The sequence below is a fragment of the Caulobacter endophyticus genome (genome assembly GCF_029543245.1).
Taxonomy (GTDB): Bacteria; Pseudomonadota; Alphaproteobacteria; order Caulobacterales; family Caulobacteraceae; genus Caulobacter; species Caulobacter endophyticus_A.
In genome coordinates this window covers 402850-428214 of sequence record NZ_JARQWV010000001.1, presented here as the reverse complement: position 1 = coordinate 428214, position 25365 = coordinate 402850, and the positions used below count along the sequence as shown (strand labels likewise).

Sequence of the window (25365 nt, the reverse complement as noted above, 5' to 3'; positions counted from 1 at the left end):
GCTATCCGCGAGGCGAGAAAACCGGCGAGGATCCGCCAAGGCGCCTTTCCAGGCGGCATCAAGACGGCCTGACAACCGCCGGATTCCGCGATGCTTCTCGCCCTGATCACGCTGCTGCACGTGCTGGTCTTCGTCTATTGGCTGGGCGGGGACCTGGGGGCCTTCTACACCTCGCGCTACGCCGCCGATCCGGCCCGCACGGTCAAGGAGCGGGGGCTGGCGCTGAAGGTGCTGGCCGACATCGACATGGCTCCGCGCACCTGCCTGATCCTGGCCCTGCCGACGGGCCTGACCCTGGCCAAGCTGAAGATGTGGTGGGACGTCGCGCCCGAGGGCGTGGCGGCCGTGTGGGCGCTGTGCCTTTTCTGGCTGGTCATGGCCTGGGCCATCCACATCCATCACAGCCCGCCCAAGGCCGGCGTGCGCCGCATCGACATCGCCATCCGCTGGGGCGTGCTGGTCGCGCTGGCGGGCTTCGGCGGCGCCAGCCTCGTGGGTCTTGCGACCGCGCCGCTGTTCCTGGCCCTGAAGATGCTGATCCTGGCCATCGCCATCGGCTGCGGCCTGTTCATCCGCAAGCTCCTGGCGCCGCTGGGCCCGCCGGTCGTGGCCATGATGACCACCGGCCCCACGCCCGAGGGCGATGCGACCATCGCCGCGGTGCTGGAGAAGACCCGCCCCGTGGTCGTCAGCCTCTGGATCCTGCTGATCCTCGCCGCGCTGCTCGGCCTCTGGACCCCCGCCTGAAGGAGCCCCGCCATGACCCTGCGTTTCGAACCGACCATGGTGCGCGAGGACAAGACCGCGCGAGAGCTCTACGAGGCGGTGAAGGCCAATCCGGCCCGCGCCCGCTTCGGCTTCGGGAGCAAGGCGGCGGTGGTCAATATCGACTTCCAGCAGTCCTATACGCGCCCCGACCTGTTCCCCAAGAGCGCCTACGTCACCGATCCCGACCAGATCGCCCACGTGAACCGCATCTCGGCCCTGGCCCGGGCGCGGGGCATGCCGGTGATCTGGACGCGGGTGATGTACAAGCCCGACGGCGGCGACGCCGGCGTCTGGGGCACGCGCACCGACACGCCCGACAGCCTGCAGAACATCAAACAGAACAGCGAACGCCACGCCTTCGACCCGCGCGTCGAGATCGACGACGCCGTGGACCTGGTCTTCGACAAGCGCATGCCCAGCGCCTTCTTCGAGAGCCCGCTGCAGAGCTATCTGGTCTGGCACAAGGTCGACACCGTGATCCTCACCGGCGGCTCGACCAGCGGCTGCGTGCGCGCCAGCGCGGTCGAGAGCCTCTCACGCGGCTACCGCACGATCGTTCCCGAGCAGTGCGTGGCCGACAAGCACGAGAGCTACCACTACGCCAACCTGACGGACTTGCAGCTGAAGTACGCCGACGTGGTGGACGTGGAAGAAGCGGCGGCTTGGCTGCGGGGGTGAGCGTGTGGTCGGAGAGACGGGCTCGCCCCTCCGACCCCGTGCTCAGACGTTCACGACGACCTTGCCGATCTGCTCGTTGGATTCGAGGTAGCGATGGGCTTCCTGGATCTGGTCCAGGGGGAAGGTGCGAGCGATCACCGGCTCGAGCGCGCCGCTTGCCAGCCCTTCGAGAATGAAGGCCTTGGCGCGGGCCAGCTTGTCATCGCTGGAGACGATCTCGTTGTAGAGATAGCCTCGCAGGGTCAGCGACTTGCCCAGCACCGTAAACAGCGGGAAGGGCGTCGGGGCGGGGCTGAGGGCGCCGTACAGCAGCAGCACGCCGCCGGGCGCCATGCTGGCGGTCAGCGGCTCAAACGACGGCCCGCCGACCGGATCGAAGACTACGCGCGCGCCGCGGCCGCCGGTGATCTCAGCGACGCGGGCGACGAGATCCTCTTCTTCGGTGACGACGACATGGTGGGCGCCGGCCGCCAGCAGGGCGTCGCGCTTAGCGCTGGTGCGGGTGGTGGCGATCACCGTGGCGCCGACCATGCGGGCGATCTGGAAGGCCGCGAGGCCGACGCTGCTGGAGGCGGCGGTGACGATCAAGTGGTCGCCCGCGGTCAGGCCTGCCTGCTCGATCAGCGCGCCCCAGGCGGTGACGTACTGCATCCAACTGGCGGCGGCCTCTTCGAACGAGATCGTCTGCGGATGACGCACGAGATAGCGGGCCGGCGCGTTGGCGACCTCGCCATAGGTTCCCCAGCGGGCGATGTCGTGCGGCGGGATCAGGCTGACCGCCTCGCCGGGCGCGAAGCCGGTGACGTCGGCGCCGACCTGGGTGACGACGCCCGAGGCCTCGTAGCCCAGGCGGCTGGGGAATTGGGCTTCCTGCAGGTAGGCGTGATTGCGGAACATCACCTCGGCGCGGTTCAGGCCGATGCTGCGGACGGCGAACTGCACTTCATCGGCGGCCGGCGGCGGCTGAGGCAGGTCTTCGATCCGCAGGACGTCGGCGTCGCCGTAGTCGTGGATGCGAACGATGCGGGCCATGTTGGGCTCCTGTTTCGATGAACCCGGAAGAAGCCCGGGTGGACGATGCAGCAGCTAAGGCGGCGACAGGCGGCCCGGAAGCGCGCCTCGCCCTATCTCACTGTTATAAAAATCGATAACAATGGATCGATTGTTCGCGCGCTCGACGGCGGCGCGAGGGGGAGAGCGCATTGGATTTCGCCCAGAAACTCAGGATCTTCGTCGCGGTGGCCGAGGCAGGCAGCTTCGCCCGGGCGGCGACGGCTCTGGGCATGTCGCGCCCCGGCGTGACGAACGCCGTCGCCGGCCTGGAGGCCGAACTGGGCGTACGCCTGCTGCAGCGGACGACGCGGCGGACCAGGCTGACCGGCGAGGGCGAGGCCTTCATCGATCGCGCCGTGACGCTGCTGGCCGACGTGGCCGAAGCCAAGGCGATGTTCGCACCGCCGGATGGCGCTCTGCGGGGGCGGCTGCGGGTCGATATTCCCACGGCGCTGGCCAGGCCGCTGATCATCCCGCGCCTGGGCGAGTTCACGGCGCGCCATCCCGAGGTGGAACTGGTGCTTGGTGTGGGCGACCTCGACATGGATTTGGTCTCAGAGGGCGTCGATTGCGTGGTCAGGCTGGGTGAGTTCCCGGCCAGCAGCCTGGTTGGCCGGTCGATCGGCAGGTTGCGGATGGTGACCTGCGCGGCGCCTGGCTATCTCGAACGCCATGGCGCGCCCGCATCGCTGGACGACCTGGCCGCGCATCGGGCGGTGAACTTCCACTCCGGCCGAACCCGCAGGGCGATCCCTTTCGAATTCGAGACCGATGACGGGCGTCGAAGTTTCACCATGCGCTCGACCGTGACGGTGAACAGTGGCGACGCCTATGTCGAATGCGGACTGCTGGGCCTGGGGATCATCCAGCCGCCCTGGGTGGGGGTCAGCAGTTTCATGGCGGCCGGGCGCCTGGTCGAGGTGTTGCCGAACCTGGCGCCGCCGCTGAAGCCTGTCTCGGTTCTCTATCCCCACCGACGCCACGTGCCGCCGCAGGTGCGCGCCTTCATCGATTGGGTCGAGACATTGGTGCGCTCCATCGGGACGTAGCTTAGGGCTCGGCCCAAAGAAAAAGGCCGCCGGCTTAAGGAGCCGGCGGCCTTCAGTATGTGGAGTTCCAGAGAGGAAATCCGCCTAGAAAAACTTAGTCGACGACCTGGTAGCGGCCCGAGGCGTCGGGGCAGACGCGGACGAAGCGCTTCTGGGTGCGGCCGTCGGGCAGGTAGATCGGGCTTTCGGCCAGGGTGCAGCCGTTGGCGTCGGCGCGGCCTTCGGTCACGCGGTAGGAACGTTCCGACTCGTAGGTGTAGCCACCGCCGCCGCGGCGATCGTAGTAGGCGTCGTCATAGCCGCCGTTGTCGTAGCCGCGATCATAGTCGTTGTAGGCGCGGGGCGGAGGAGGCGGCGGGGGAACCGCGCCCGGGGCGCAGGCGGCCGAGCTGCGGCCGATATTACCGCCGACGACCGCGCCGAGCAGGCCGCCCAGCACCGCGCCTTCGGTCTTGGCGCCGCGACCCGCGACGCTGCCGCCGATGGCCGCGCCGATGCCGGCGCCGGCCAGGCCGCCGCCGGTGGTGCGGTTGGTCGTGCTGCGGCGGCAGGGGTCGTAATAATAGCCGTTACGATCGTAGGCCCCGCCCTGATAGGCACCCGAGCCATAGGCCTGGGCCGAGGCGACGGTCGGAGCCGCAGCGCCGACGAGGGCCGCGCCGGCGACGAGGGCGCTGATGGCGGTCCGGATCATCATCGAAAAACTCTCCCTGAAAGCGGGCGTGACGATCGGGGGACCGTCCGTTGCCTGCACCATGCCAAGCCGTTCCTGAACGGTCGTTGACCGGACCGTTCATCTTCGTTCACGCACCAGTTCGTTCACGCATATGGGCGCCGAATGAGGTATGGACGCGCTCGAACTGGCTTCTTCGGCGTCGAACTTGGCGCGGACGAGGCGAAAATAGGGCCACGCCTGCGGCGAGGCTTGAACGGATCGGAACCGGTCAAGGTTCCCGAAGGCGACTTTTGAATGCGTGAACTGAAAATCGACGCCGTCGGCGGCCAGGGCGACGGCGTCGCCGCCGGCCCGGCCTTCGTGCCCCTGACCCTGCCGGGCGAGCGGATCACCGCCCGCATGGAGGGCCAGCGCGGCGAACTGGCCGAGATCCTCGAGGCCAGCTCCGAACGCGTCGATCCGGCCTGCAAGCATTTCGGCCACTGCGGCGGCTGCGCCCTGCAGCACTGGGACATCGCGCCCTATCTCGACTGGAAGCGCGAGCAGGTGCGGCTTCAGCTGAAGCGCGAGCGCATTGAGGTCGAGATCCTGCCGACCTTCGCCTCGCCGCCGGCCTCGCGCCGCCGGGTGGCGCTGCACGCGCGCGGCGGCAAGGGCGGGGTGCGGCTGGGCTTCAAGGAGCGCCGCTCGTGGAACCTGGTGAAGATCGAGGAATGCCCGGTCGCCAACCCGAAGATCGTGGCGGCCCTGCCGGGCCTGGCGCGTCTGGCCCAGCCGTTCCTGGAGCATCCGAAGTCGGCTCCGACCCTGCACGTCACCCTGACCGGCACCGGCCTGGACATCGACGTCACCGGCGTCGAGCGCAAGAGCGGCGGGCTGTCGGCCGACGCCCGCGTGCAGGCGGCCATGACCGCCGGCGAGTTCGACTTCGCCCGCGTCACCCTGGCCGGTGAGACCCTCTATATGGCCCGCCAGCCGCTGGTGAAGCTGGGTCCCGCCATCGTGCCGCTGCCGGCCGGCTCGTTTCTGCAGGCGGTGCCGGCGGCCGAGCAGGCCATGGCCGACTTCGCCCTGGCGCACGTGGCGGGGGCGGCGCGCGTGGCCGACCTCTTCAGCGGCGTGGGCACGTTCACCTTCCGCCTGGCGCAGGAGGCCTCGGTATACGCCGCCGACTCCGCCGAGCCGGCCATCGCGGCCCTGAAGGCGGCCCTCGGCTCGGCCCCGGGCCTGAAGGCGATCGTCGCTGAGGCGCGCGACCTGACCCGCCGGCCGATGCTGTCGACCGAGCTCGATAAGATGGACGCGGTGGTCTTCGACCCGCCGCGGGCCGGCGCTCTGGAACAGACCGTCGAGATCGCCAAGTCCAAGGTCTCGCGGGTGGTCGGGGTGTCGTGCAACCCGACGACCTTCGCCCGTGACGCCGGCATCCTGATCGACGCCGGCTTCAAGCTGGAGAAGGTGCTGCCGGTGGACCAGTTCCTCTGGTCGCCGCATATTGAGCTGGTCGGGGTCTTTTCGCGATGAGGCGAGGATGGGCCAAGCCAAGGGCCGGGAAGAAAAGCTAGGGGCGGATCGGCGCGGGGCGTTCGCCCTCGACGCCGCCGCCCAGCGGGGCAAGGCCGCCGCCAAGGCGGCCTGGTGGACGGCGGCCGGAGGCCTCGCCAAGTTCATCACCCGCCCGACCGAGGGCAAGGCTGCGCCACGCTTTGCCTCCGACGCCCCGCCGGTGTCGCAGGGGCGCCTGCGCCGGGCCTATCTGTCGGCCTTCGAAAAGGACGCCGCCGACGTCGCCGCCGGCCTCTATCCGCCTATGGAGGACGCGCCGAGCCATCCGGCCGCCTCGATTCTCAAGGCCTGGGACTTCCTGGCCGACGCCCGCGAGGTCGACGACCGCCGCCGCCGGGGCGACGGGGTCGAGGTGCGCGACGACCCCAAGAGCCAGGGCTATCCGGCCTATTACCGGCAGAATTTCCACTACCAGTCGGGCGGCTGGTTCACCGCCGACAGCGCCCGCCGCTATGACGCCCAGGTCGAGGCGCTGTTCTCGGGCGCGGCCGGGGCGATGCGCCGGCGGGCGCTCAGCCTGCTGGCCCGGCATTGGCGGGGACGCGACCAGCGTGAGTTGCGGCTGGTGGACGTGGCCTGCGGGTCTGGGGCCTTCCTGCGGGACCTGGCCGAGGCCTTTCCGCGGGCGGCCCTGGCAGGCGTCGACCTGTCGCCGGCCTATCTGGCCGAGGCCCGCACCCGGTCGGGACGCGGTATGGTGCAGGCCAATGCCGAGCGCCTGCCGCTGGCCGACGACAGCCTGGACGCAGCGACCTGCGTCTACCTGTTCCACGAACTGCCGCCGCGCGTGCGCCCGATCGTCGCCGCGGAGCTCGCCCGGGTGCTGAAGCCCGGCGGCGTGCTGGCCTTCGCCGACTCCGTGCAGCCGAGCGACGAGCCGCATCTGGCGCGGATGCTGGAGGCGTTCCCGGCCTATTTCCATGAGCCGTTCTACGGCAGCTATGCCGACACGGACCTGGAGGCGCTGTTTCAGGCTGCGGGTCTGCGGGTGATCGGGCGCGACAAGGCGTTCCTGACCAAGGCGCTGCTGCTCGCCAAATGATCCCTCTCCCCCCTGCGGGAGAGGGTGGCCTCGCGGAGCGAGGTCGGGTGAGGGGTCTCTCAGAACCGTCCGCGCGACCCCTCATCCGTCGGCTTCGCCGACACCTTCTCCCGCAAGGGGAGAAGGATCATTGTTGCTGACTGACGACCGCGAACCCGGCCCCCTGCGGATCCTGGCCCATGTAGATCCAGCTGCCGCCGGGCACCTGGTGGACGTCCATCATGGTGGTGGCGCCGGTGGCCACGGCGCGGTCGCGGGCGGCCGAGGCGCTGTCGACCTGGGCGTAGTAATTCCAGAACGACACCGGCATGTCGGGCAGGCGGGTCATCATGCCGCCGATGTCGGGTCCGCCGTCCTGGTAGGCGAAGAGCTGGTAGGTTCCCATCGGACCCATGTCGATCGCCTGCGTCTTCACCCAGCCGAACAGGCCTGAATAGAAGGCGAACGCGCCGTCCAGGTCGCCGGCCATCAGCTCGCGCCAGCCGAACGTGCCGGGCGCTCCGTCGGCCGGTTGCGGCGGGATCTCGTCGCGGGGGAACGGCTTGAACAGGGTGAAGACCGCGCCGTACGGATCGGCGACGACCGAGAAGCGGCCGACGCCGGGGATGTCGTCGGCGGGCATGAACACCGAGCCGCCGGCCTCGACCACCTTGCCGACATAGGCGTCGACGTCGTCGACGAAGATGTAGCCGATCCAACCCGGGCGGGCGCCTTCAGGGCATCCGCCCTCGGGCGTGAAGACGCCGCCGACCCCGGCCTCGCCGACATTGAGGATCATGTACTTGGTCGGCCCCGGCATGCCGGAGTCCGTAGGGGTCCAGCCCACGACCTTGGCGTAGAAGGCGCACGCGGCGTCCACGTCGGTGGTCATCAGTTCGTACCAGCCGAACCGTCCGTTGGTCTCCGACATCGCTCTCTCCCTTTTCCGGCTCCGCTCGGGCCGTGTTCTTCGCGAGGACGAACGGCGGGCGTCCGTCCCGACATTTGGCGTGCGGTTTTCTAGTCCGGCATGGTCTCGAAGATGGCCAGGCCCTCCGGCAGCACCACCCACTCGGGCTTGTCGCGCAGGAACAGGGCCATGGTCGGCATAAACAGCGCCGCATCGTCCAGCGAGCCGGCATAGATCGTGTGGCTGTCGTCGACCCCGACCTCGCCGCCGAAGACGAGGCCGCCGCAGGTCGGGCAGGCGTTACGCAGCGCCTCGCCGCCGCGGAAGGCCGGCGAGCGGACCTTCAGCGTCTCACCGGTGATCGTCACCGCGGCGGCCGCAAAGCCCATGAACGGCACGAAGCCCGAGCCCGAGGCCTTGCGGCAGTCGGCGCAGCAGCAATAGCCCTGGTACAGCGGCTCGCCCGTGGCGCTCCAGCGCACGGCGCCGCACAGGCATCCTCCGGTGTAACGGCGTTCTGTCGTCATGGGCGGCATTGATGAGCCTTCCTGTGACAGGTGCAAGCGGGGAGGGATCTCTCCATCCCCGCGTCGTCATCCCCGCGTCGTCATCCCGGGCGGAGGCGCGTAGCGCCGCGGACCCAGGACCCAGGGGACTGGGCGCAGCGCCTGGACTTGTCGCCAGGAGGCTGCCGGCGTCGGTGCGACGGCCCCCTAGGTCCCGGCTCTACGCTTCGCTTCGGCCGGGATGACGGGCTGGAGTGGCTTGAGGTTCAGAACAAACTCAATTGGTCGCCGGTCCTGGGCGGCACGCGGAACTGGGAGGTGTCGAGGCGGGGCAGGGGTTTGTCGAGTTCGAAGCGCTTGAGGGCGGCATGGAAGCGCTGGTTGAGCACCTCGGCCACGGGGCCTTCGCCGGTCATGCGCTTGCCGAACTCGCTGTCATAGGCCGCCCCGCCGCGCATCTGGCGCACCAGCGACATCACCCGCTTGGCGCGGTCGGGATGGTCGGAGGCCAGCCACTGCTCGAACAGGCCGTGGATCTCCATCGGCAGGCGGATGGCGACGTAGCCGGCCGCGACGGCGCCGGCTTCCTTGGCGCGCTCCAGCACCGCTTCCATCTCGTGGTCGTTCAGCGACGGGATGGCCGGGGCGAACATGACGATGGTCGGCACGCCGGCCTCGGACAGTTGGCGCACGGCGTCGAGGCGGCGCTCGGGCGTGGCGGCGCGGGGCTCCATGCTGCGGGCCAGCTTGCGGTCCAGCGTGGTGATCGACACGGCGGCGCGGGCCAGGCCCGCCTTGCCCATCTCGCCCAGGATGTCGAGGTCGCGGGTGATCAGGGCCGATTTGGTGATGATCGAGAACGGGTGGCGAAAGCGGCTGAGCGTCTCCAGCACGCCGCGGGTGACGCGCAGCGACCGTTCCTGCGGCTGGTAGGGATCGGTGTCGCCGCCGATGTGGACGCTGCCCACCTTGTAGGTCGGCTTGGACAGTTCGCGATCGAGCAGCTTGCCGGCCTCGGGCTTGAAGAACAGCTTGCTCTCGAAGTCGAGGCCGGGCGAGAGGCCGAGATAGGCGTGGGCCGGGCGGGCGTAGCAGTAGATGCAGCCGTGCTCGCAGCCGCGATAGGGATTGATCGAGCGGTCGAAGCCGACGTCCGGGCTCTTGTTGCGGGCGATGACGGTCTTGGACTTCATGGCCAGCACGCTGGTGGTGAGCACGCGGGCGGCGTTGTCGTCTTCGGTCCAGCCGTCGTCGAAGGGCTCCGAGGTCAGGCTTTCGTAGCGGCCCGTCTCGTTGCTGCGCGCGCCGCGCCCGCGCAGGGCGGCGGTTCCCTGCTTGTAGGCGGTGTCGGTGAAGGAGCGGCGCGTCTGCATGAAGGCATCCTACGCCCACATCTGGAACATAACAAGAACGATGCTTGACGGCGCCGCCGAGGAGCCTTCAAAGGCGAGACCATGATCTCCTTGATCCTTCCCGCCGTCGCGCCCGTGCATGCGCTCGCCCAGATCCTGGCCCAGCTGGTGCCGGCGGCCGTCGACGGACTGGTCAAGGAGGTGGTGATCGCCGGCGTGGCGGAGCCTGGGCTCGATGCTCTGATCGAGGACAGCGGGGCGCGGTTCGTGGCCGCCTCGGGCGACAGGGGCGGGCTGCTGGCGGCCGGCGCGGCCGTGGCGAGGGGCGACTGGATCCTGGCGCTGGATCCGTCGCGCGGCCTGCCTGAGGCCTGGCGCGGACCTGTGGAGGCGCACCTGGCCGGCGGAGCGGGGGCGGCGGCTCTGCTGGTTCCGGCGGGCGGCTTGCTGGCGCGGCTGACGGCGGCGCCGCTGGGGCTGCTCGTACGACGGCTGGACTATGCGGCGACGGGTGGGTTTGCGGGGCATGCGCCGGAGAAGGCGCTGGCGGGGCGGCTGAAGGCGAGGCGGGTTCAGATCTGAAGACCCTCTCCCCGAAGGGGGAGTTGGCCGCGAAGCGGTCGAAGGGGGAAGTTTCTGCGGCGACGGCGGGCGACTTCCCCCTCCGTCGCCTTCGGCGACACCTCCCCCTTCAGGGGGAGGGTTGTAAGTCTCGCCTCCTGCGCGTTATCGAGGATCCATGTCGCTCGCCCACGCCTCCGCCGCCGCATCCGTGAAATGGGTCGGCTGGCTGCGGCGCAGGATCCGTTCCAGCGAGCTGTGGCTGATCGCCGTCGCGACATTGATCGGCGTGGCGGCAGGAACCTTCGCGGTCGTGCAGGCCCAGGTGGCGCACGGCCTGCAGATGCTGCTGTTCGAGATCGACATCAACGAGCGGCTCAGCGCCCAGTCTCACGTCGCGCCCTGGCGGCTGCTGGCCATTCCGATCGGTGGGCTGTTGCTGGGCGGGATCACCTGGGCCTGGATGAAGTATCGCCCGCGCCCCGCCGTCGACCCCGTGGAAGCCAACGCCCTGCACGGCGGGCGGCTGTCGATGAAGGACAGCGCCTTCATCTGCGGCCAGACCATGCTGTCGAACGGGGTGGGGGCCTCGGTCGGGCTCGAGGCCGCCTACGCCCAGGCCGGGGCGGCGGCCGCCTCGTTCGCGGGCCAGCGGCTGAACCTGCGCCGGGCCGACATGCGCACCCTGGTGGGCGCCGGGGCCGGGGCGGCCATCGCCGCGGCCTTCGGCGCGCCGCTGACCGGCGCCTTCTACGCCTTCGAGATCGTCATCGGGGCCTATACCGTCGCCAACCTGGCGCCCGTGGTGGCCGCCGCCCTGGCCGCGGTGCTGGTGGCCAGCAAGATGGGCGCGATCCCCTACCTGCTGAAGACCGACACCCAGGCCGTGCAGTCCTGGACCGACTACGGCCTCTACGCCCTGGTGGGCCTGGCCTGCGCGATCGTGGGCATCGGCCTGATGCGGCTGGTGGCCAACGCCGAGCGGCTGGTGACGCGTTCGCCGATCCCACGCTGGCTGCGGCCGGCGATCGGCGGCATGGGGCTGGCGGCGCTGGCGGTGATCACGCCTCAGACCCTGTCGGCGGGGCACGGGGCGCTGCACCTGAACCTGATGGCCGAGGCGCCGCTCAAGCTGCTGCTGATGCTGCTGGCCATGAAGGCCCTGGCCTCGGTGATCTCGCTGAGTTTCGGCTTCCGGGGCGGCCTGTTCTTCGCCTCGCTGTTCCTGGGGGCGCTGCTGGGCCAGGTGTTCTCGGCGATCTCGCTGATGATCCCGTGGGCGCCGAGCCTGGACCCGACCGTGGCGGCGCTGGTCGGCATGGCCGCGCTGGGCGTGGCCGTCGTGGGCGGGCCCTTCACCATGTCGTTCCTGGTGCTGGAGGCGACCGGCGACTTCACCGTGGCGGCCGCGGCCCTGGTGGCCTCGATGATCGCCAGCGCCATGGTGCGCGAGACCTTCGGCTACTCGTTCTCGACCTGGCGGCTGCACCTGCGCGGCGAGACCATCCGCAGCGCCCACGACGTGTCGTGGATGCGGCCGCTGAGCGCCGGGCGGATGATGCGCAAGGATGTCCAGACTGTGCCGGCCGAGACGACCCTGGCCGAGTTTCGCCGTCGCTTCCCGCTGGGCTCGACCAAGCGGGTGATCATGGTCGACGAGGCGGGGCTCTATGCCGGGGTGATCCCGACCGCCAAGGCCTATGCCGACGGCGGCGACGGCGAGAAGCCCGTCGCGGGCCTGGCCATCAACGCCGAGACGGCGCTCAAGCCCGAGCAGTCGATCAAGGACGTCATGCGCGCCTTCGACCGCAGCGAGACCGACGAACTGGCGGTGATTGACGACAAGAAGAACGTGCTGGGCGTGCTGTCGGAAGCCTACGCCACGCGGCGTTACGCCGAGGAGCTGGAGAAGGCGCGGCGGGAGCTGACGGGCGAGGCGGGCTAGGTGTTTCCCTCTCCCCTTGCGGGAGAGGGTGGCCTCACGAAGTGAGGTCGGGTGAGGGGTCTCTCAGAAGGCTGCTGAGAGGCCTTTCGACCCCTCATCCGTCGGCCTCCGGCCGCCACCTTCTCCCGCAAGGGGAGAAGGGAGCTTCTACATATCCAGCCGGAAGTCGATCACCTTGGCCCCGCTGGCCACGGCGTCGAGCGTGCGGGTCTCCGCGCCGAGCAGGCGGCGGTACGTCCAGTACGAGGCCATGACCTTCTCGACGTAGTTGCGGGTCTCGAGCGCGGGCAGGCTTTCGATCAGCAGCAGGCTGTCGCAGTCGGCGCCCAACTGCTGCTGCACCTTGAGCAGGGTGCCCGGGCCGCCGTTGTAGGCGGCCACGGCGCGCAGGATGTCGGGGCTTTGCAGGCCGCGGTCCATCAGCCAGGTGAAGTAGTCCTGGCCGACCCGCAGGTTGAAGGCCGGGTCGAACAACGGAGTGTTGTCGGCCAGCAGCTTGTCGTCGCCGGCGGCGCGGGCGGCCGCGACCGGCATCAGCTGCATCAGGCCCACGGCCCCGGCGCCGGAAACGGCGGTCGGGTCGAAGCGGCTTTCCTGGCGCACCAGGGCGTAGACCAGGGCCTTGTTGATCGTGAAGCCGCCCTTGGGCGCGAGGTCGGGCAGGGGGTAGTCCTCGCCGCCGATCTTCTTGACCGGACGGCCGGCGTTGAACGGCGCGCGGGCGTTGAGGGCGAGGGTCAGGGCGCTCCAGTCGGCGCGCGCCTTTTCGTCGGCGGCCAGGGACAGGCCGGCCCGCAGCTCGGCGCCGGCCTCGTTCCAGCGGCCCAGTTGGGCCAGCGATGCGGCGCGGCGGGCGCGGATGTCGCCGGCAAGCAGCTTGTTCAGCGAGGCCGGATCGGGACCGCTGTAGGAAACACGGGTGATCAGGGCGGCGATCGGGTCGTCAGGGTCGTTGGCGACGGCCAGACCCGCCATCGCCAGCTGGCGGCCGGCGATCATGCCGTAGAAGGTCTGCGGGGCCTGGGCGGCCTGGGTCAGCAGCACGCGCACGCCGTCGTTGTCACCGGCCATGCCGGCCGAGCGGGCGGCCCAGAAGGCGCCGGCGGCGCGCAGCCAGTCGTCCTGGCTCTGGTCGTGGGCGACCTGCTCGAAATAGCCGCGGGCCTCGCCGTAGGATTCCAGGCGGAACGAGGCCAGGCCGGCGATCCAGCGCTCGCCCGAGGCCTTGGCCAGCTTCAGCGCGCCCTTCACGTCGCCGGAATAATAGGCCTCGCGGGCGGCGCGGCCCTTGTCGGCGGGGCCGGCGGCGCGGCCGCCCTGGGCGACGTCGACGAAGAGTTCGGGCGCCTTGGGCGCGGCGGTGCGCGCCGGCTTGCGCTTCATGGCCAGGGCGTAGACGCGGTCGGCGCCGGCTTCGTCGCCATAGAGCTTCAGCCAGCCGGTCAGATCGTCATAGCTGGCGGTGTAGGCAGTGGGGTGCATCAGCCGCACCAGCGACAGCTTGCCGATCAGGCTGCGGTTGCGGGTGTTGGCGAAGGCGGCCTCGGCGGCGTCGAAGTCGCCGCGCTCGGCGGCGCCGAACGCCGCCTGATAATAGCGCATGTCGCTGTCAGACAGCGGTTCCAGCCCCGCGGCCCTTGCTGCGGGCGCAGCAAGGTTAAGGCAAAGCGCGAGGGCCGAGACAACGGCCAGAGGGCGAGCGAAAAGCTGCAAATCGTATCCGCGCAAGCCTTTGAAAAGGCGGCGCGCGTCCCCGTTCCGACTGGTCAGCGGCTTGTTTAATGGGGCCGTTCGGGTCGATCAAGCCTTTCGGCCAGCATCAGGAGGTCCTGCCAGGCCTTCTTCTTGGCCGCCGGCTGGCGCAGCAGGAACGCCGGATGCAGGCTGGGCAAGGCCGGAACCTCGATCGCGCCGTCCTCGGAACGCCATTCGAACCAGCGGCCGCGAAGGGACAAAATGCCTTCCTCGCGCTTCAACATGCTCTTTGCGGAGGCGCCGCCGACCAGCAGGATCAACTTCGGCTTGATCAGCGCGATCGCTCGCTCGACGAACGGGGCGCAGACGGCCTGCTCCTGGGGCGTGGGCGTGCGGTTGCCGGGCGGGCGCCAGAAGACGGTGTTGGTGATGAAGGCCCGCTCCTGCAGGCCGGCCGCCTTCAGCATGCGGTCGAGAAGCTGGCCGGCGCGGCCGACGAAGGGCTCGCCGCGGGCGTCTTCCTCGGCGCCGGGACCTTCGCCGATGACCATGACCGGTGCGTCGCCGGGCCCGCGCGAGAACACGGCCTGCTTGGCGCCTTGCGTCTTCAGCGGGCAGCCGTCGAAGGCGGCGATGGCGGCGGCCAGGCTTTCGAGATCGTTGCAGGCGGCGGCCAGTTGCCTGGCCTGCGCGGCGGCCGCGCCGATGTCTATCCCGCCGAACGCGCCGGGGCGGGGCGGGGGGGCGGCGACCACCACCGGCTGGGGCTGGCTGCGGGCCCTAAGCAGAGCCGCGCCCTCGGCCAGGCGGTCGATCGGCTCGTCGGCGTAGCAGGCCTCGACCCCCGCATCGGCCCAGAAGGCCAGCAGGCTTTCGACGGCGCGCGGATCGACGGCGAGGCTCATGGGGTTTCTCTAGCGAGTATAATGGGCTGCGTCACCGATATGTCCGCGCTGCGGTGCAACAAAAACTATCCAGTTTTCCTTGACCGCCGTGGCGTCACGTTCGGATAAAGTCCGACTCAAACAGGAAGAAGGCAGGCTCCGCGCAGGGCCTGGGGCGGGAGAAGCCATGAGCGAAGTCCTCGAACGCGAGTCGATGGAATACGACGTCGTCATCGTCGGGGGCGGCCCGGCGGGCCTGGCGTCGGCCATCCGTCTCAAGCAGATGGCCGAAAAGGCCGGAACCGAAATCAGCGTGGCGCTGGTGGAAAAGGGCTCGGAAGTCGGCGCCCACATCCTTTCGGGCGCGGTCATCGATCCCAAGGCGCTGAACGAGCTGATCCCCGACTGGAAGGAAAAGGGCGCGCCGCTCGAGACCCCGGTCACCAAGGACAAGTTCCTGCTGCTGGGCCCGCAAGGCGAGCTCGGCCTGCCGATGTTCGCCATGCCGCCGTTCATGCACAACCACGGCTGCTACATCGCCTCGCTGGGCAATGTCACCCGCTGGCTGGCGGCCCAGGCCGAGGAACTGGGCGTCGAGATCTATCCGGGCTTCGCCGCCTCGGACATGGTCTGGCGCGAGGATGGCTCGCTGAAGGGCGTCGTCGTCGGCGTCGTCGGCATCGCCAAGGACGGCCACGAGAAGCCCGACTACCAGCCGGGGATGGAACTGCACGGCAAGTACGTGTTCATCGCCGAGGGCGTGCGCGGCTCGCTGGCCAAGCAACTGATCGCCAAGTTCGACCTGAGCGCCGGCAAGTCGCCGCAGAAGTACGGCATCGGCATCAAGGAGCTGTGGCAGATCCCGGCCGACAAGCACCAGCCTGGCCTGGTGCAGCACACCACCGGCTGGCCCCTGGACAACCAGACGGGCGGCGGCAGCTTCCTGTACCACTTCGGCGACAACTACGTGTCGGTCGGCTACGTGGTGCACCTGAACTACAAGAACCCCTGGCTGTCGCCGTTCGACGAGTTCCAGCGCTTCAAGCAGCACCCTTCGATCCGCCCCTATCTGGAAGGCGGCAAGCGGATCGCCTACGGCGCGCGGGCCATCACCGAGGGCGGCTACCAGTCGATCCCGAAGCTGTCGTTCCCAGGCGGGGTGCTGATCGGCTGCTCGGCCGGCTTCGTCAACGTGCCGCGCATCAAGGGCAGCCACAACGCCATGAAGACCGGCATGCTGGCCGCCGAAGAGGCGTTCAAGGCCATCGCCGCCGGCCGCGAGGGCGACGCCCTGGTCGAGTACGAGGCCGTCTTCGAGAAGTCGTGGGTCGCCAAGGAACTGAAGGTCGTCCGCAACGCCAAGCCGCTGCTGGGCAAGCTGGGCACGGCGCTGGGCGGCGCGTTCGGCATGTTCGACATGTGGTGCACGCACCTGTTCGGCGGCTTCTCGTTCTTCGGCACGCTGAAGCACGACAAGACCGACGCGGCCTCGACGGGCCTGGCCAAGGATTATCAGCCGATCGTCTATCCCAAGCCTGACGGCGTGATCAGCTTCGACAAGCTGTCGAGCGTCTTCCTGTCGGCCACCAACCACGAGGAAGACCAGCCGGCGCACCTGAAGCTGAAGGATCCGTCGGTTCCGATCGACGTCAACCTGCCCAAGTACGGCGAGCCGGCGCGCCTCTACTGCCCGGCCGGCGTCTACGAGGTGCTGTATGACGAGCAGGGCGCCAATCCGAAGTTCCAGATCAACGCCCAGAACTGCGTCCACTGCAAAACCTGCGACATCAAGGATCCGTCGCAGAACATCGTCTGGACCACGCCGGAAGGCGGCGGCGGCCCGAACTATCCGAACATGTGATGCCGCGATCCTCCCCCTGAAGGGGGAGGTGGCCCGAAGGGCCGGAGGGGGAAGTCCCTTCAGCCTTTCTGGCGGCTGCTTCTTGTGCAGCCACGTCCCCCCTCCGTCGGCTTCGCCGACACCTCCCCCTTCAGGGGGAGGATCTGAACTTGCCCGAAACCCTGAAACCTAAGAGGGTGGCGGGATGATGCGTCTTCGAGTCCTCCTGTCCCTGGCTTCCACCGTCGTGCTGGCCGCCTGCGCCACCACCGAGCCCGCGCTGCGCGGATCGCAGGAGGGCTGGAACAACGCGCCGTGGAACGGCCGCTCGGCCTATGGCCAGTTCCTGGCCGGCCAGGCCGCGCTGGAGGACGGCCGCAGCGACGAGGCCGCCGCCTATTTCCAGGCCGCCCGCAATCTTGGCGAAGACCCGGGCCTGCTGGGCGAACGCGCCTTCACCGCCTCCCTGCTGGCCGGCGAGGTCACGCGCGCGGCTGAGCTGGCGCCGCGCGCCGAGGGCGGTACCGAGGGCGTGCGGCGCCTTGGCATGCTGACCGTGGCCGTCGACGCCCTGGCGCGCGGCAAGGGCAAGGAAGCGCAGGCCCTGCTGGCCGATCCAGCGCTCGGCTTCCCGCACCGCCCGGCGGTGGCCCTGCTGACGCCGTGGGCCGCCCAGGCCGCCGGCGACGCGGCCGCCGCCCAGGTGCTCCCTGAGCTGCGCAACGATCGCCTGGTGCAGTATTTCGGCCAGCTCGGCCGCGCCGAGATCCTGGAGCGGGCCGGCAAGTCCGCCGAGGCTGAAGCCGACTACAAGGCGCTGATGGAGGTCGCGGCCGTCCGGCCGATGTTCGCCCTCGACTACGGCGCGTTCCTCGAGCGCCGCAAGCGTCGCGACGAGGCCGTGGCCCTCTATGATTCCATCCTGGCCGAGGCCCCCAGCGACACGGCCCTGCTGGACGCCCGGGCCCGCGCCGTCGCCCGCAAGGCGCCGCCAGCGCTGGTCAGCGGCCGCCAGGGCGCGGCCAACGCCCTGGTCGCTTGCGCGGCGGTGTTCACCAGCGAGCGCCAGAGCCAGTTCGCCCTGGCCTATCTGCGCCTGGCCCTGCACCTGGATCCCAAGCGCGAGGACGCGCTGCTGATGGTCGGCGACCTGCTCGACCAGGGCGGCGATGTCGACGGCGCCCGCGCGGCCTACGCCAAGATCCCGACCGGTTCGGCCCGCTATGCCGCGGCCCAGGGCAAGATCGCCTGGACGCTGCAGAACGCCGGCGACAAGGACAAGGCCATCGCCGTGGCCGAGGCCGCCGCCAAGGCGCCCGACGCCGGCCGGTCGGCCCAGCTGGTCTATGCCGACCTGCTGCGGGCCAACGACCGCTGGGCCGAGGCCGTGGCGGTGATCGACCCGCTGGTCGAGGCCGAGAAGGACAAGCCCGACTGGCGCCTGCTCTACATGCGGGGTGTGTCGCTTGAGCGCGCCGGCCGCTGGCCCGACGCCGAGCGCGACCTGCAGCAGGCGCTGGAGCTCAATCCGAACGAACCGGAGCTGCTGAACTATCTCGGCTACTCGTGGATCGACCGCAACGAGCGGCTGCCCGAGGCGCTGTCGATGGTGCAGAAGGCCGTGAAGGCCAATCCGCAGTCGGGCGCCATGCTCGATTCCCTGGGCTGGGCCTATCACCGCCTGGGCGACGACAAGGCCGCCGTCGAGATGCTGGAACAGGCCATCGAGTTCGAGCCCGGCGACCCGGACATCAACGACCACCTGGGCGACGTCTACTGGCGCCTGGGCCGCAAGACCGAGGCTCAGTTCCAGTGGCGGCGCGTGCTGAGCCTGGAGCCGACCGACGAGCAGAAGGCCGCCGCCGAGGCCAAGCTGAAGGACGGCCTTGGCAGCAAGGGGCCGGCCAAGGCGCCGGCCGTGGCCAACGGCGCCAACGCGCTGTAGGTCTAGCTCGCTCAAGCTTTCCAGGTAACCGTCGATGCGCCGTTCCGCCTTCGCCCCGGCCAAGGTCAATCTGTTCCTGCACGTCGGCGGTCCCGACGTCGAGGGCTATCATCCGCTGTCGAGCCTGATGGTGTTCGCCGACGTCGGCGACACGGTCTCGATCCAGCCGGCCGACGCGCCGAGCTTCGAGACCACCGGCCGGTTCGGGCGCGACATTCCGGTCGACGACAGCAATCTGGTGGTTCGCGCGGCCATGGGGCTGCACGCGGCCGTCGGCGGTCCGGCGCCGCCGGTGCGCATGATCCTCGACAAGGCCCTGCCGATCGCCGCCGGCCTGGGCGGGGGCTCCAGCGACGCGGGGGCGGCGCTGCGGCTGCTTCGGGAAGCGCTGGGCTATTCGCTGTCGGACGCCGAGCTGGAAGCCGTCGCCGGCGCCCAGGGGGCGGACGGTGTGCCGTGCCTGTGGGGCGCGCCGGTGCTGGCGCAGGGCAGGGGAGAGCGGCTGTCGCCGGCGCCTGCGCTGCCGCAGTTGCACGCGGTTCTGGTCAATCCGCTGGTCCCGTCGCCGACGGGGGCGGTCTATCGCGCCTATGACGCGGCCGTCGATCCGCGCGGCGAGGCGCCGCCGCCTACGCCCGACGCTTTCGAGAGCATCGAGGAGGTGTGCGCCTGGCTGTCGGCGGTGACCCGCAACGACCTGCAGGCCCCGGCCGTGGCCCTGGAGCCGCGCATCGGCGAGGTGCTGGAGCTGCTGGCCGGCGAGCCCGAGGCGCTGCTGGCGCGGATGTCGGGCTCGGGCGCGACCTGTTTCGCGCTGTGCGCCAGCGACATCGAGGCCGAGGGGCTGGCCGAGCGCATCGAGACGATGCGGCCGGACTGGTGGGTGCGCCGCTGCCGCCTGGGCGGGCCGTTCTAGGCCTTGCGTGCTCCTCGTCCTTCGACAAGCTCAGGATGAGGATCAAGGCATGCCGCTCAAGGGCGCTTAAGGGCCGTCCAGTGGAAAACCTCACCCTGAGCTTGTCGAAGGGCGGGGTTTTCGGGCCAAGATCATTCGAGTTTCAGGGAGCCCTCGCATGGACCGCCGCCTGTTCATCGCCGCCGCCGCCGCGGCCGCCGCCACTTCGGCGCATGCCCAGGAAGCAACTCCTGCGCCTCAGCCGGCTGCTTCGCCTGCGCCCGCGCCCAAGCCGCCGACGCGCGTGGCGGTGGAGACGCCGCTCGGCAGGATCGTCATCGAGCTGCATACCAAGGAAGCGCCGATCACCACGGCCAACTTCCTGCGCTACGTCGACCAGAAGCGCTATGACGGCGCGACCTTCTTCCGGGCCTCGCGGGCGCCGGGGGCGCCGGAGTACGGCCTGATCCAGGGCGGGGTGCAGGGCGATCCCAAACGGGTGCTGGCGCCGATCGCCCACGAGCCGACCACCAAGACAGGCCTCAAGCACGTGTCGGGCACGGTCTCGATCGCCCGCAACGCGCCAGGCACGGCGACCTCGGACTTCTTCATCCTGATCGGCGACGCCCCGGGCCTGGACGCCAATCCGGCCGCCACGGGCGACAACCAGGGCTTCGCGGCCTTCGGCACGGTGGTCGAGGGCATGGACGTGGCCCAGAAGATCCTGGCCCTGCCCACGCCGGGAAAGGCGATCAACCCGGTGATGACCGGCCAGATCATCGACCCGCCGCTGAAGATCCTCTCGGCGCGGCGGGTTCCTTAAAGCCCGGCGTCAGCTAGCCTCGGGGCCGTAGATGTCGAGGTCGAGCTTCAGGCCGCGCAGCCCCAGCGTCAGCAGGGTCGCCGGAGCCAGAGCCAGGCCCTCGGCGCCTTCGCGCAGGAACAGTCCGCAGAACATGTCGGCCTGATAACGGTCGGACAGCGCCTTCCAGACCGTCATGTCCTGGGTGAGGTCGGCGAGCAGTTCCTCGATCTGCGCGTCGAGATCGCCGGGCGAGCGGCGGTCGACGGTTCGTCTCCAGGAGCCTCTCCGTTCGCGCGCGGTTCCGCCGCCGTGCAGCGGCCGCTCGTCGCCCTTGCGGCAGGACTGCGTGGGCGGCCCTTTCAGAAGGATGGTGATCTCGTCGGGATCCAGGTCTTCGCCGAAGAACCGGAGCGTGGCGGCGGTTTGGTGGAGTTGGCTCACGCGACCTGCCTAACATCGATCTTCGCAGGATCGGGCAAAGAAAAAGGGCGCGGAGGCCGAAGCTTCCGCGCCCTTCTTTTGGACCGCCTTCAGCGGAGCCCGGAGGCTCAGCTGTGGTAGGCGCGTTCCCCGTGTTCGGAGATGTCCAGGCCTTCTTCTTCGGAGTCCGGCGAGGCGCGCAGGCCGATCACCAGCTTGATGATGAAGAAGACGATGGCCGAGGCGATGGCCGACCACACGATGGTGACGCCGACGCCCTTCAGCTGAGCGATGACCTGGGTGACCAGGTCGTAGGTCGCCGTGTCGCAGGTCGAGATGTCGCCGTCCTTGGCGCACGAGGTGTAGTCGACGACGCCGGCGCCGCCCCAGGCGGGGTTGACGACCAGGCCGGTGCCGATGGCGCCGACGATGCCGCCGATGCCGTGGATGCCGAAGGCGTCGAGGCTGTCGTCGTACTTCAGCGCGTTCTTGATGGTCGAGCAGAAGACGATGCAGATCGGCGAGACGACCAGGCCCAGGAGCACCGAGCCCATCGGGCCGGCGAAGCCGGCGGCCGGGGTGATGGCCACGAGGCCGGCCACGATGCCCGAAGCCAGGCCCAGGGCCGACGGCTTCTTGCGCGTGATCCACTCGACGATGATCCACGACAGACCGGCGGCGGCGGTGGCCACGAAGGTGTTGACCATCGCCAGCGAGGCGTAGGCGTTCGACTCCAGGTTCGAACCGGCGTTGAAGCCGAACCAGCCCACCCACAGCAGGCCGGCGCCCACCAGGGTCAGGGTCAGCGAGTGCGGAGGCATCGGTTCCTTGCCGTAGCCCTGGCGCTTGCCGAGGATGATGGCACCGACCAGGGCGGCGATACCGGCGTTGATGTGCACCACGGTGCCGCCGGCGAAGTCGAGGGCGCCGAAGCTCCAGATCAGGCCGGCCTTGACGGGCGCGGTCGGATCCAGGGCGATGGCGTCAGGGCCTGGCCACCACCAGACCATGTGGGCCATCGGGTAGTACGACAGCAGCGGCCACAGGAAGGCGAAGGCGACGATCGCGGCGAACTTCATGCGCTCGACCAGCGAGCCGACCACCAGGGCCGCGGTGATGGCGGCGAAGGTCGACTGGAAGGCCACGAAGGTCAGTTCCGGGATCACGACGCCGGTCGAGAACGTCGCGGCGTTCGTCGAGGTGGTCACGTCCTTGAGGAACAGGCGGCCGAGGCCCCCAACGAAGCTGTCCCAGCTGCCGCCGTCGGTGAAGGCCAGGCTGTAGCCCCACAGCACCCAGGTCACGAAGCTGATCAGGGCGACGGTCGAGACCTGCATCATGACCGACAGCATGTTCTTGGAGCGGACCAGGCCGCCGTAGAACAGGGCCAGGCCCGGCAGGATCATCAGCAGGACCAGCAGGGTCGAGGTCAGCATCCAGGCGTTGTCGCCCTTGTCCTGCTTGTCGACGATGGTCGGAGCGGCGGCGGGAGCCGGAGCAGCGGCCGGAGCAGCGGCGGGCGCAGGCGCGGCCTCGGCGGGCGCGGCGGCGGCGGCCGGAGCGGCCTCCTGGGCGAAGGCGGTCGCGCCGAGCGGCGCCCCCGCCAGCGTCGCGGCGAGCATCAGCCCGGCCAGCGGCTTAAAGGTCAATTTCATCGTTGGTATCCCCTTTCCCCGACGATCGTTACAGAGCGGCCGGGCCGGTTTCGCCCGTCCGGATGCGCACGGCTTCTTCGACATTGAGGACGAAGATCTTGCCGTCGCCGATCTTGCCCGTGGCCGCAGCGGCCTTGACCGCTTCGACCGCCTTGGCCGCGGACGCATCGTCCACCACGGCTTCCAGCTTCACCTTGGGCACGAAGTTCACTTGGTACTCCGCGCCACGATAGATTTCGGTCTGGCCCTTCTGGCGGCCGTAACCCTTCACTTCCGACACCGTCAGGCCTTCGACGCCGGCGGCGACCAGCGCCTCGCGGACCTCGTCCAGCTTGAAGGGTTTGACGACCGCTATGATCAGTTTCATCCGGCTTGCTCCGGTCCGCCTTGGGCGGACCCCCCTTGTTGATGGCTAGAGCGGATTTGCTCACTCGATCACCGCGACGCCGCCGGATGCGGCCGCGTCGTTTCCCCGGCCTTCGCACGCTATCGGCCACGGTTCCTTGAGCGGGCGCGCGGGGTAGGCAATTGGAAAGGAAAGAGGCAAGGCGCCTATAAAAGTATCATCGGTCGCCCAGTTTGCGCGCTTCTACAGCAATTACGTCGTCCAGCGGCGCCGTGGCGTGCGGCGTCGCGCAACGTCTACAATGACCGCTCTTCCGCCGTTCCGAAGGATTCTCCGATGACGCCCCTGTGGGCCAAGATCGCCCCCTGGGCGCTGCTGATCTGCTCGAACGTGTTCATGACCTATGCATGGTACGGCCACCTGAAGGGCAAGCCGCTGGCGCTGCCGGTGGCGATCCTGAGCAGTTGGCTGATCGCGCTTCCCGAGTACATGCTGGCGGTTCCCGCCAACCGGATCGGGCACAGCGTCTATTCCACGGCTCAGCTTAAGACCGGGCAAGAAGCGATCACCCTGATCGTCTTCACCTTGTTCTCCTACTTCTATCTCGGAGAAGCCATTCGCTGGACCACGATGCTGGGCTTTTTGCTTATCTTCGCCGGAGCTGCGCTGGTGTTCTTTTTCAAGTAACGGCGAAGTCTAGATCACGAGCCCGTGATCGCCTGCAACGGAGTCGCAATCTGGAGCGTAAAGCCGGCCTGAGTTTCAAGCGAAAGGACCAGGCCATGTATGTGACGCGCTTCCTCTCCGCCGCGGCGGCCATGGCGCTGCTGTCGGGCGTCGCCATCGCCCAGACCGCCGATCCGGCGGCTCCGGCCCAGCCGCCGGCCGCTGCGCCGCCCGCCGCGACCGCGGCTCCGGCGACCCCGGCCGCCAAGGTGACCCCGAACGGTGATCTGATCGCCACGGCCCAGGCGTCGGGACAGTTCACGACCTTCCTCAAGGCCCTGGACGCCACCAACCTGACCAGCGTGCTGAAGAGCAACCCGAACCTGACGGTGTTCGCCCCCACCGACGCGGCCTTCGCGGCCCTGCCGGCCGGCGAACTGGATCGCCTGATGCAGCCGGCCAACGCCGCCCAGTTGCAGAAGGTGCTGACCTATCACGTGATCAACACCAAGGTGGACTCGACCAAGATCACCGGCGCTAAGGGCGAGGTGAAGACGGTCGAGGGCTCTTCGGTGACGCTGGACGGCAGCGGCGCCAGCCCCATGGTCGACGGCGCCAACATCGTGCAGGCCGACGTCATGGCCACCAACGGCGTGCTGCACGTGGTCGACAAGGTGCTGATCCCCAAGGACGTTCCGATCCAGGCCGCGGCAGCCGCGACGGATGACGCCGCGACCAGCATGGCCTCGGCCACGACCAACAGCGACGCCATGGCGGCCACCGACGCCGGCGCCGATGTCGCCGCCCAGGCCGCGCCGGCCGCAGCTCCGGCTCCGGACCAGGCGACCACGCCCTCGGCGACCGACGCCCCCGCCGATCAGGCGATGAACCCGACGACCTCGCCGGCGCCGGCTGACCCGACCGCCGCCACGACGGCTCCGGCCGCCGACACCGGCACGGCCGCGCCGACCTCGGCGACCCTGCCGGCCTCGTCGATGAGCCCCGACCAGCAGGCGACCCTCAAGGCCGGCGACGCCAATGTCGTCTCCAACCCGCCGGTCGCCGACACGCCCGAGAATCGCAAGGCCTACGGCGCGCCCATGTCGAACGCCGGCAAGCGTTCGAGCGCCAAGGGCAACTAAGTCCAAAAGCAACGTCCACTTCGCTTGAAGCGACAGTCGGCGGGCCCTATGGTCCGCCGACTTTTTCAGGCCCCTGTTCGGACGTCATGCCCGCCGCCCCCAAATCATTTCAAAGCCTCATCCTGACGCTCCATAACTACTGGAGCGAAAAGGGCTGCGTGATCCTGCAGCCGCACGACGTCGAAGTGGGGGCGGGGACGCTGCACCCGGCCACGGTGCTGCGGGCGTTGGGCCCCAAGCCGTGGAACGCGGCCTATGTGCAGCCCTCGCGCCGTCCGGGCGACGGCCGCTATGGCGAGAACCCCAACCGCCTCCAGCACTATTACCAGTACCAGGTGATCCTGAAGCCGAACCCGGCCAACATGCAGGACCTGTACCTCGGCTCGCTTGAGGCCATCGGCCTGGATCTGCGCACCCACGACATCCGCTTCGTCGAGGACGACTGGGAAAACCCCACTGTCGGCGCCTGGGGCCTGGGCTGGGAAGTCTGGTGCGATGGCATGGAAGTGTCGCAGTACACCTACTTCCAGCAGGTCGGCGGCCTGGACGTGAACCCGGTGGCGGGCGAGCTGACCTACGGCCTGGAACGCCTGGCCATGTACGTGTTCGGCGTCGACAACGTCTACGACCTGCCGTTCAACGATCCCGACTCGCCGCTGGGCGCGCTGACCTATGGCGACGTCTTCCTGGCCAACGAGCGCCAGCAGTCGGAAGCCAACTTCCACGGCTATGACGTGGCCGTGCTGAAGCAGCAGTTCGAGCAGATGGAAGAGCAGGTGCCGCTGATGCTGGCCCGCTCGTACAAGAACGAGACGCTCGTCCTGCCCGCCTACGACATGGTCCTCAAGGCCAGCCACCTCTTCAACCTGATGAACGCCCGCGGCGCGATCGCCGTCGCCGAGCGCGCCTCCTACATCGGCCGCATCCGCGACCTCTGTAAGATGTGCGCTCAGAAGTGGGTCGAGCTGCAGGAAGCCGCGTAACTCC

24 protein-coding genes are annotated in these 25365 nt (G+C 69.3%); 14 read left to right on the top strand and 10 right to left on the bottom strand.

The genetic code is table 11. The features are described 5' to 3' along the window. Positions 1-90: 90 nt before the first annotated feature. Positions 91-747 carry a hypothetical protein gene (locus P7A99_RS01860; protein WP_277792244.1) on the top strand — a complete coding sequence of 219 codons (657 nt, stop codon included), beginning with the start codon at positions 91-93 and terminating at the stop codon, positions 745-747. Positions 748-759: 12 nt separating this feature from the next. Beyond that, positions 760-1446, top strand: coding sequence for an isochorismatase family protein (locus P7A99_RS01855; RefSeq protein ID WP_277792243.1), 687 nt, complete (start codon positions 760-762; stop codon positions 1444-1446). A gap of 42 nt (positions 1447-1488) precedes the next feature. On the opposite strand, the gene P7A99_RS01850 is transcribed toward P7A99_RS01855, so the two are convergent. Further along, complete coding sequence (locus P7A99_RS01850) at positions 1489-2478, bottom strand: zinc-dependent alcohol dehydrogenase family protein (RefSeq protein WP_277792242.1); 990 nt, start codon at positions 2476-2478, stop codon at positions 1489-1491. Positions 2479-2648: 170 nt separating this feature from the next. Here P7A99_RS01850 and P7A99_RS01845 point away from each other — a divergent pair, with 170 nt between their 5' ends. Then, positions 2649-3548 (top strand): LysR family transcriptional regulator, encoded by a 900-nt coding sequence (locus P7A99_RS01845; RefSeq protein WP_277792241.1) that lies wholly within the window; start codon positions 2649-2651, stop codon positions 3546-3548. Positions 3549-3642: 94 nt separating this feature from the next. On the opposite strand, the gene P7A99_RS01840 is transcribed toward P7A99_RS01845, so the two are convergent. Next, positions 3643-4245: a hypothetical protein gene (locus tag P7A99_RS01840; RefSeq protein WP_431307630.1), complete on the bottom strand. Its 603-nt coding sequence runs from the start codon at positions 4243-4245 to the stop codon at positions 3643-3645. A 273-nt stretch (positions 4246-4518) separates the two neighbouring features. Between P7A99_RS01840 and P7A99_RS01835 the strand changes: the two genes are divergently transcribed. Both P7A99_RS01835 and P7A99_RS01830 read left to right on the top strand, forming a co-directional pair. Further along, the gene (locus P7A99_RS01835; RefSeq protein WP_277792240.1) at positions 4519-5748 is read left to right on the top strand and encodes a class I SAM-dependent RNA methyltransferase; all 1230 of its coding nucleotides are present in this window, start codon (positions 4519-4521) and stop codon (positions 5746-5748) included. Between the two features lie 7 nt (positions 5749-5755). Continuing rightward, on the top strand, positions 5756-6832 hold the full coding sequence (locus P7A99_RS01830) for a class I SAM-dependent methyltransferase (protein WP_277792239.1): 1077 nt from the start codon (positions 5756-5758) through the stop codon (positions 6830-6832). A 127-nt stretch (positions 6833-6959) separates the two neighbouring features. Here the strand turns inward: P7A99_RS01830 and P7A99_RS01825 are convergent, their stop codons facing one another. The 3 genes from P7A99_RS01825 to P7A99_RS01815 all read right to left on the bottom strand — a co-directional run bounded on the left by P7A99_RS01825 (position 6960) and on the right by P7A99_RS01815 (position 9600). Further along, positions 6960-7742, bottom strand: a complete 783-nt coding sequence (locus tag P7A99_RS01825) for a VOC family protein (protein WP_277792238.1) — start codon at positions 7740-7742, stop codon at positions 6960-6962. Positions 7743-7831: 89 nt separating this feature from the next. Continuing rightward, a complete protein-coding gene (locus P7A99_RS01820) occupies positions 7832-8248 on the bottom strand; it encodes a GFA family protein (protein ID WP_277792237.1) in 417 nt (138 codons plus the stop codon). A 245-nt stretch (positions 8249-8493) separates the two neighbouring features. After that, positions 8494-9600 carry a PA0069 family radical SAM protein gene (locus tag P7A99_RS01815; RefSeq protein ID WP_277792236.1) on the bottom strand — a complete coding sequence of 369 codons (1107 nt, stop codon included), beginning with the start codon at positions 9598-9600 and terminating at the stop codon, positions 8494-8496. 81 nt (positions 9601-9681) lie between these two features. Here P7A99_RS01815 and P7A99_RS01810 point away from each other — a divergent pair, with 81 nt between their 5' ends. Together P7A99_RS01810 and P7A99_RS01805 are read left to right on the top strand one after the other, a co-directional pair. Next, positions 9682-10161: a cell wall biosynthesis glycosyltransferase gene (locus P7A99_RS01810; RefSeq protein ID WP_277792235.1), complete on the top strand. Its 480-nt coding sequence runs from the start codon at positions 9682-9684 to the stop codon at positions 10159-10161. A gap of 157 nt (positions 10162-10318) precedes the next feature. After that, complete coding sequence (locus tag P7A99_RS01805) at positions 10319-12085, top strand: chloride channel protein (protein WP_277792234.1); 1767 nt, start codon at positions 10319-10321, stop codon at positions 12083-12085. A gap of 147 nt (positions 12086-12232) precedes the next feature. On the opposite strand, the gene P7A99_RS01800 is transcribed toward P7A99_RS01805, so the two are convergent. Together P7A99_RS01800 and P7A99_RS01795 are read right to left on the bottom strand one after the other, a co-directional pair. Beyond that, complete coding sequence (locus tag P7A99_RS01800; protein ID WP_277792233.1) at positions 12233-13687, bottom strand: lytic transglycosylase domain-containing protein; 1455 nt, start codon at positions 13685-13687, stop codon at positions 12233-12235. A 176-nt stretch (positions 13688-13863) separates the two neighbouring features. After that, positions 13864-14685, bottom strand: a complete 822-nt coding sequence (locus P7A99_RS01795; RefSeq protein WP_277792232.1) for a uracil-DNA glycosylase — start codon at positions 14683-14685, stop codon at positions 13864-13866. A gap of 166 nt (positions 14686-14851) precedes the next feature. Between P7A99_RS01795 and P7A99_RS01790 the strand changes: the two genes are divergently transcribed. The 4 genes from P7A99_RS01790 (at position 14852) to P7A99_RS01775 (ending at position 20167) form a co-directional block, all read left to right on the top strand. After that, positions 14852-16525 (top strand): electron transfer flavoprotein-ubiquinone oxidoreductase, encoded by a 1674-nt coding sequence (locus tag P7A99_RS01790; protein ID WP_277792231.1) that lies wholly within the window; start codon positions 14852-14854, stop codon positions 16523-16525. 184 nt (positions 16526-16709) lie between these two features. After that, the gene (locus P7A99_RS01785) at positions 16710-18449 is read left to right on the top strand and encodes a tetratricopeptide repeat protein (RefSeq protein WP_277792230.1); all 1740 of its coding nucleotides are present in this window, start codon (positions 16710-16712) and stop codon (positions 18447-18449) included. 34 nt (positions 18450-18483) lie between these two features. Then, on the top strand, positions 18484-19365 hold the full coding sequence (locus P7A99_RS01780) for a 4-(cytidine 5'-diphospho)-2-C-methyl-D-erythritol kinase (RefSeq protein ID WP_277792229.1): 882 nt from the start codon (positions 18484-18486) through the stop codon (positions 19363-19365). Positions 19366-19522: 157 nt separating this feature from the next. Beyond that, the gene (locus P7A99_RS01775) at positions 19523-20167 is read left to right on the top strand and encodes a peptidylprolyl isomerase (protein WP_277792228.1); all 645 of its coding nucleotides are present in this window, start codon (positions 19523-19525) and stop codon (positions 20165-20167) included. A 9-nt stretch (positions 20168-20176) separates the two neighbouring features. Here the strand turns inward: P7A99_RS01775 and P7A99_RS01770 are convergent, their stop codons facing one another. The 3 genes from P7A99_RS01770 to P7A99_RS01760 all read right to left on the bottom strand — a co-directional run bounded on the left by P7A99_RS01770 (position 20177) and on the right by P7A99_RS01760 (position 22591). Continuing rightward, complete coding sequence (locus tag P7A99_RS01770; RefSeq protein ID WP_277792227.1) at positions 20177-20590, bottom strand: DUF4279 domain-containing protein; 414 nt, start codon at positions 20588-20590, stop codon at positions 20177-20179. Between the two features lie 107 nt (positions 20591-20697). After that, positions 20698-22224, bottom strand: coding sequence for an ammonium transporter (locus P7A99_RS01765; RefSeq protein ID WP_277792226.1), 1527 nt, complete (start codon positions 22222-22224; stop codon positions 20698-20700). Between the two features lie 28 nt (positions 22225-22252). Beyond that, positions 22253-22591, bottom strand: coding sequence for a P-II family nitrogen regulator (locus P7A99_RS01760; RefSeq protein WP_035046383.1), 339 nt, complete (start codon positions 22589-22591; stop codon positions 22253-22255). Between the two features lie 315 nt (positions 22592-22906). On the opposite strand from P7A99_RS01760, the gene P7A99_RS01755 reads away from it, so the two are divergent. The 3 genes from P7A99_RS01755 (at position 22907) to P7A99_RS01745 (ending at position 25361) form a co-directional block, all read left to right on the top strand. Then, a complete protein-coding gene (locus P7A99_RS01755; RefSeq protein WP_277792225.1) occupies positions 22907-23257 on the top strand; it encodes a DMT family protein in 351 nt (116 codons plus the stop codon). 95 nt (positions 23258-23352) lie between these two features. Next, positions 23353-24378: a fasciclin domain-containing protein gene (locus P7A99_RS01750; RefSeq protein WP_277792224.1), complete on the top strand. Its 1026-nt coding sequence runs from the start codon at positions 23353-23355 to the stop codon at positions 24376-24378. 86 nt (positions 24379-24464) lie between these two features. Then, positions 24465-25361, top strand: coding sequence for a glycine--tRNA ligase subunit alpha (locus P7A99_RS01745; RefSeq protein ID WP_277792223.1), 897 nt, complete (start codon positions 24465-24467; stop codon positions 25359-25361). Positions 25362-25365 lie beyond the last annotated feature (4 nt).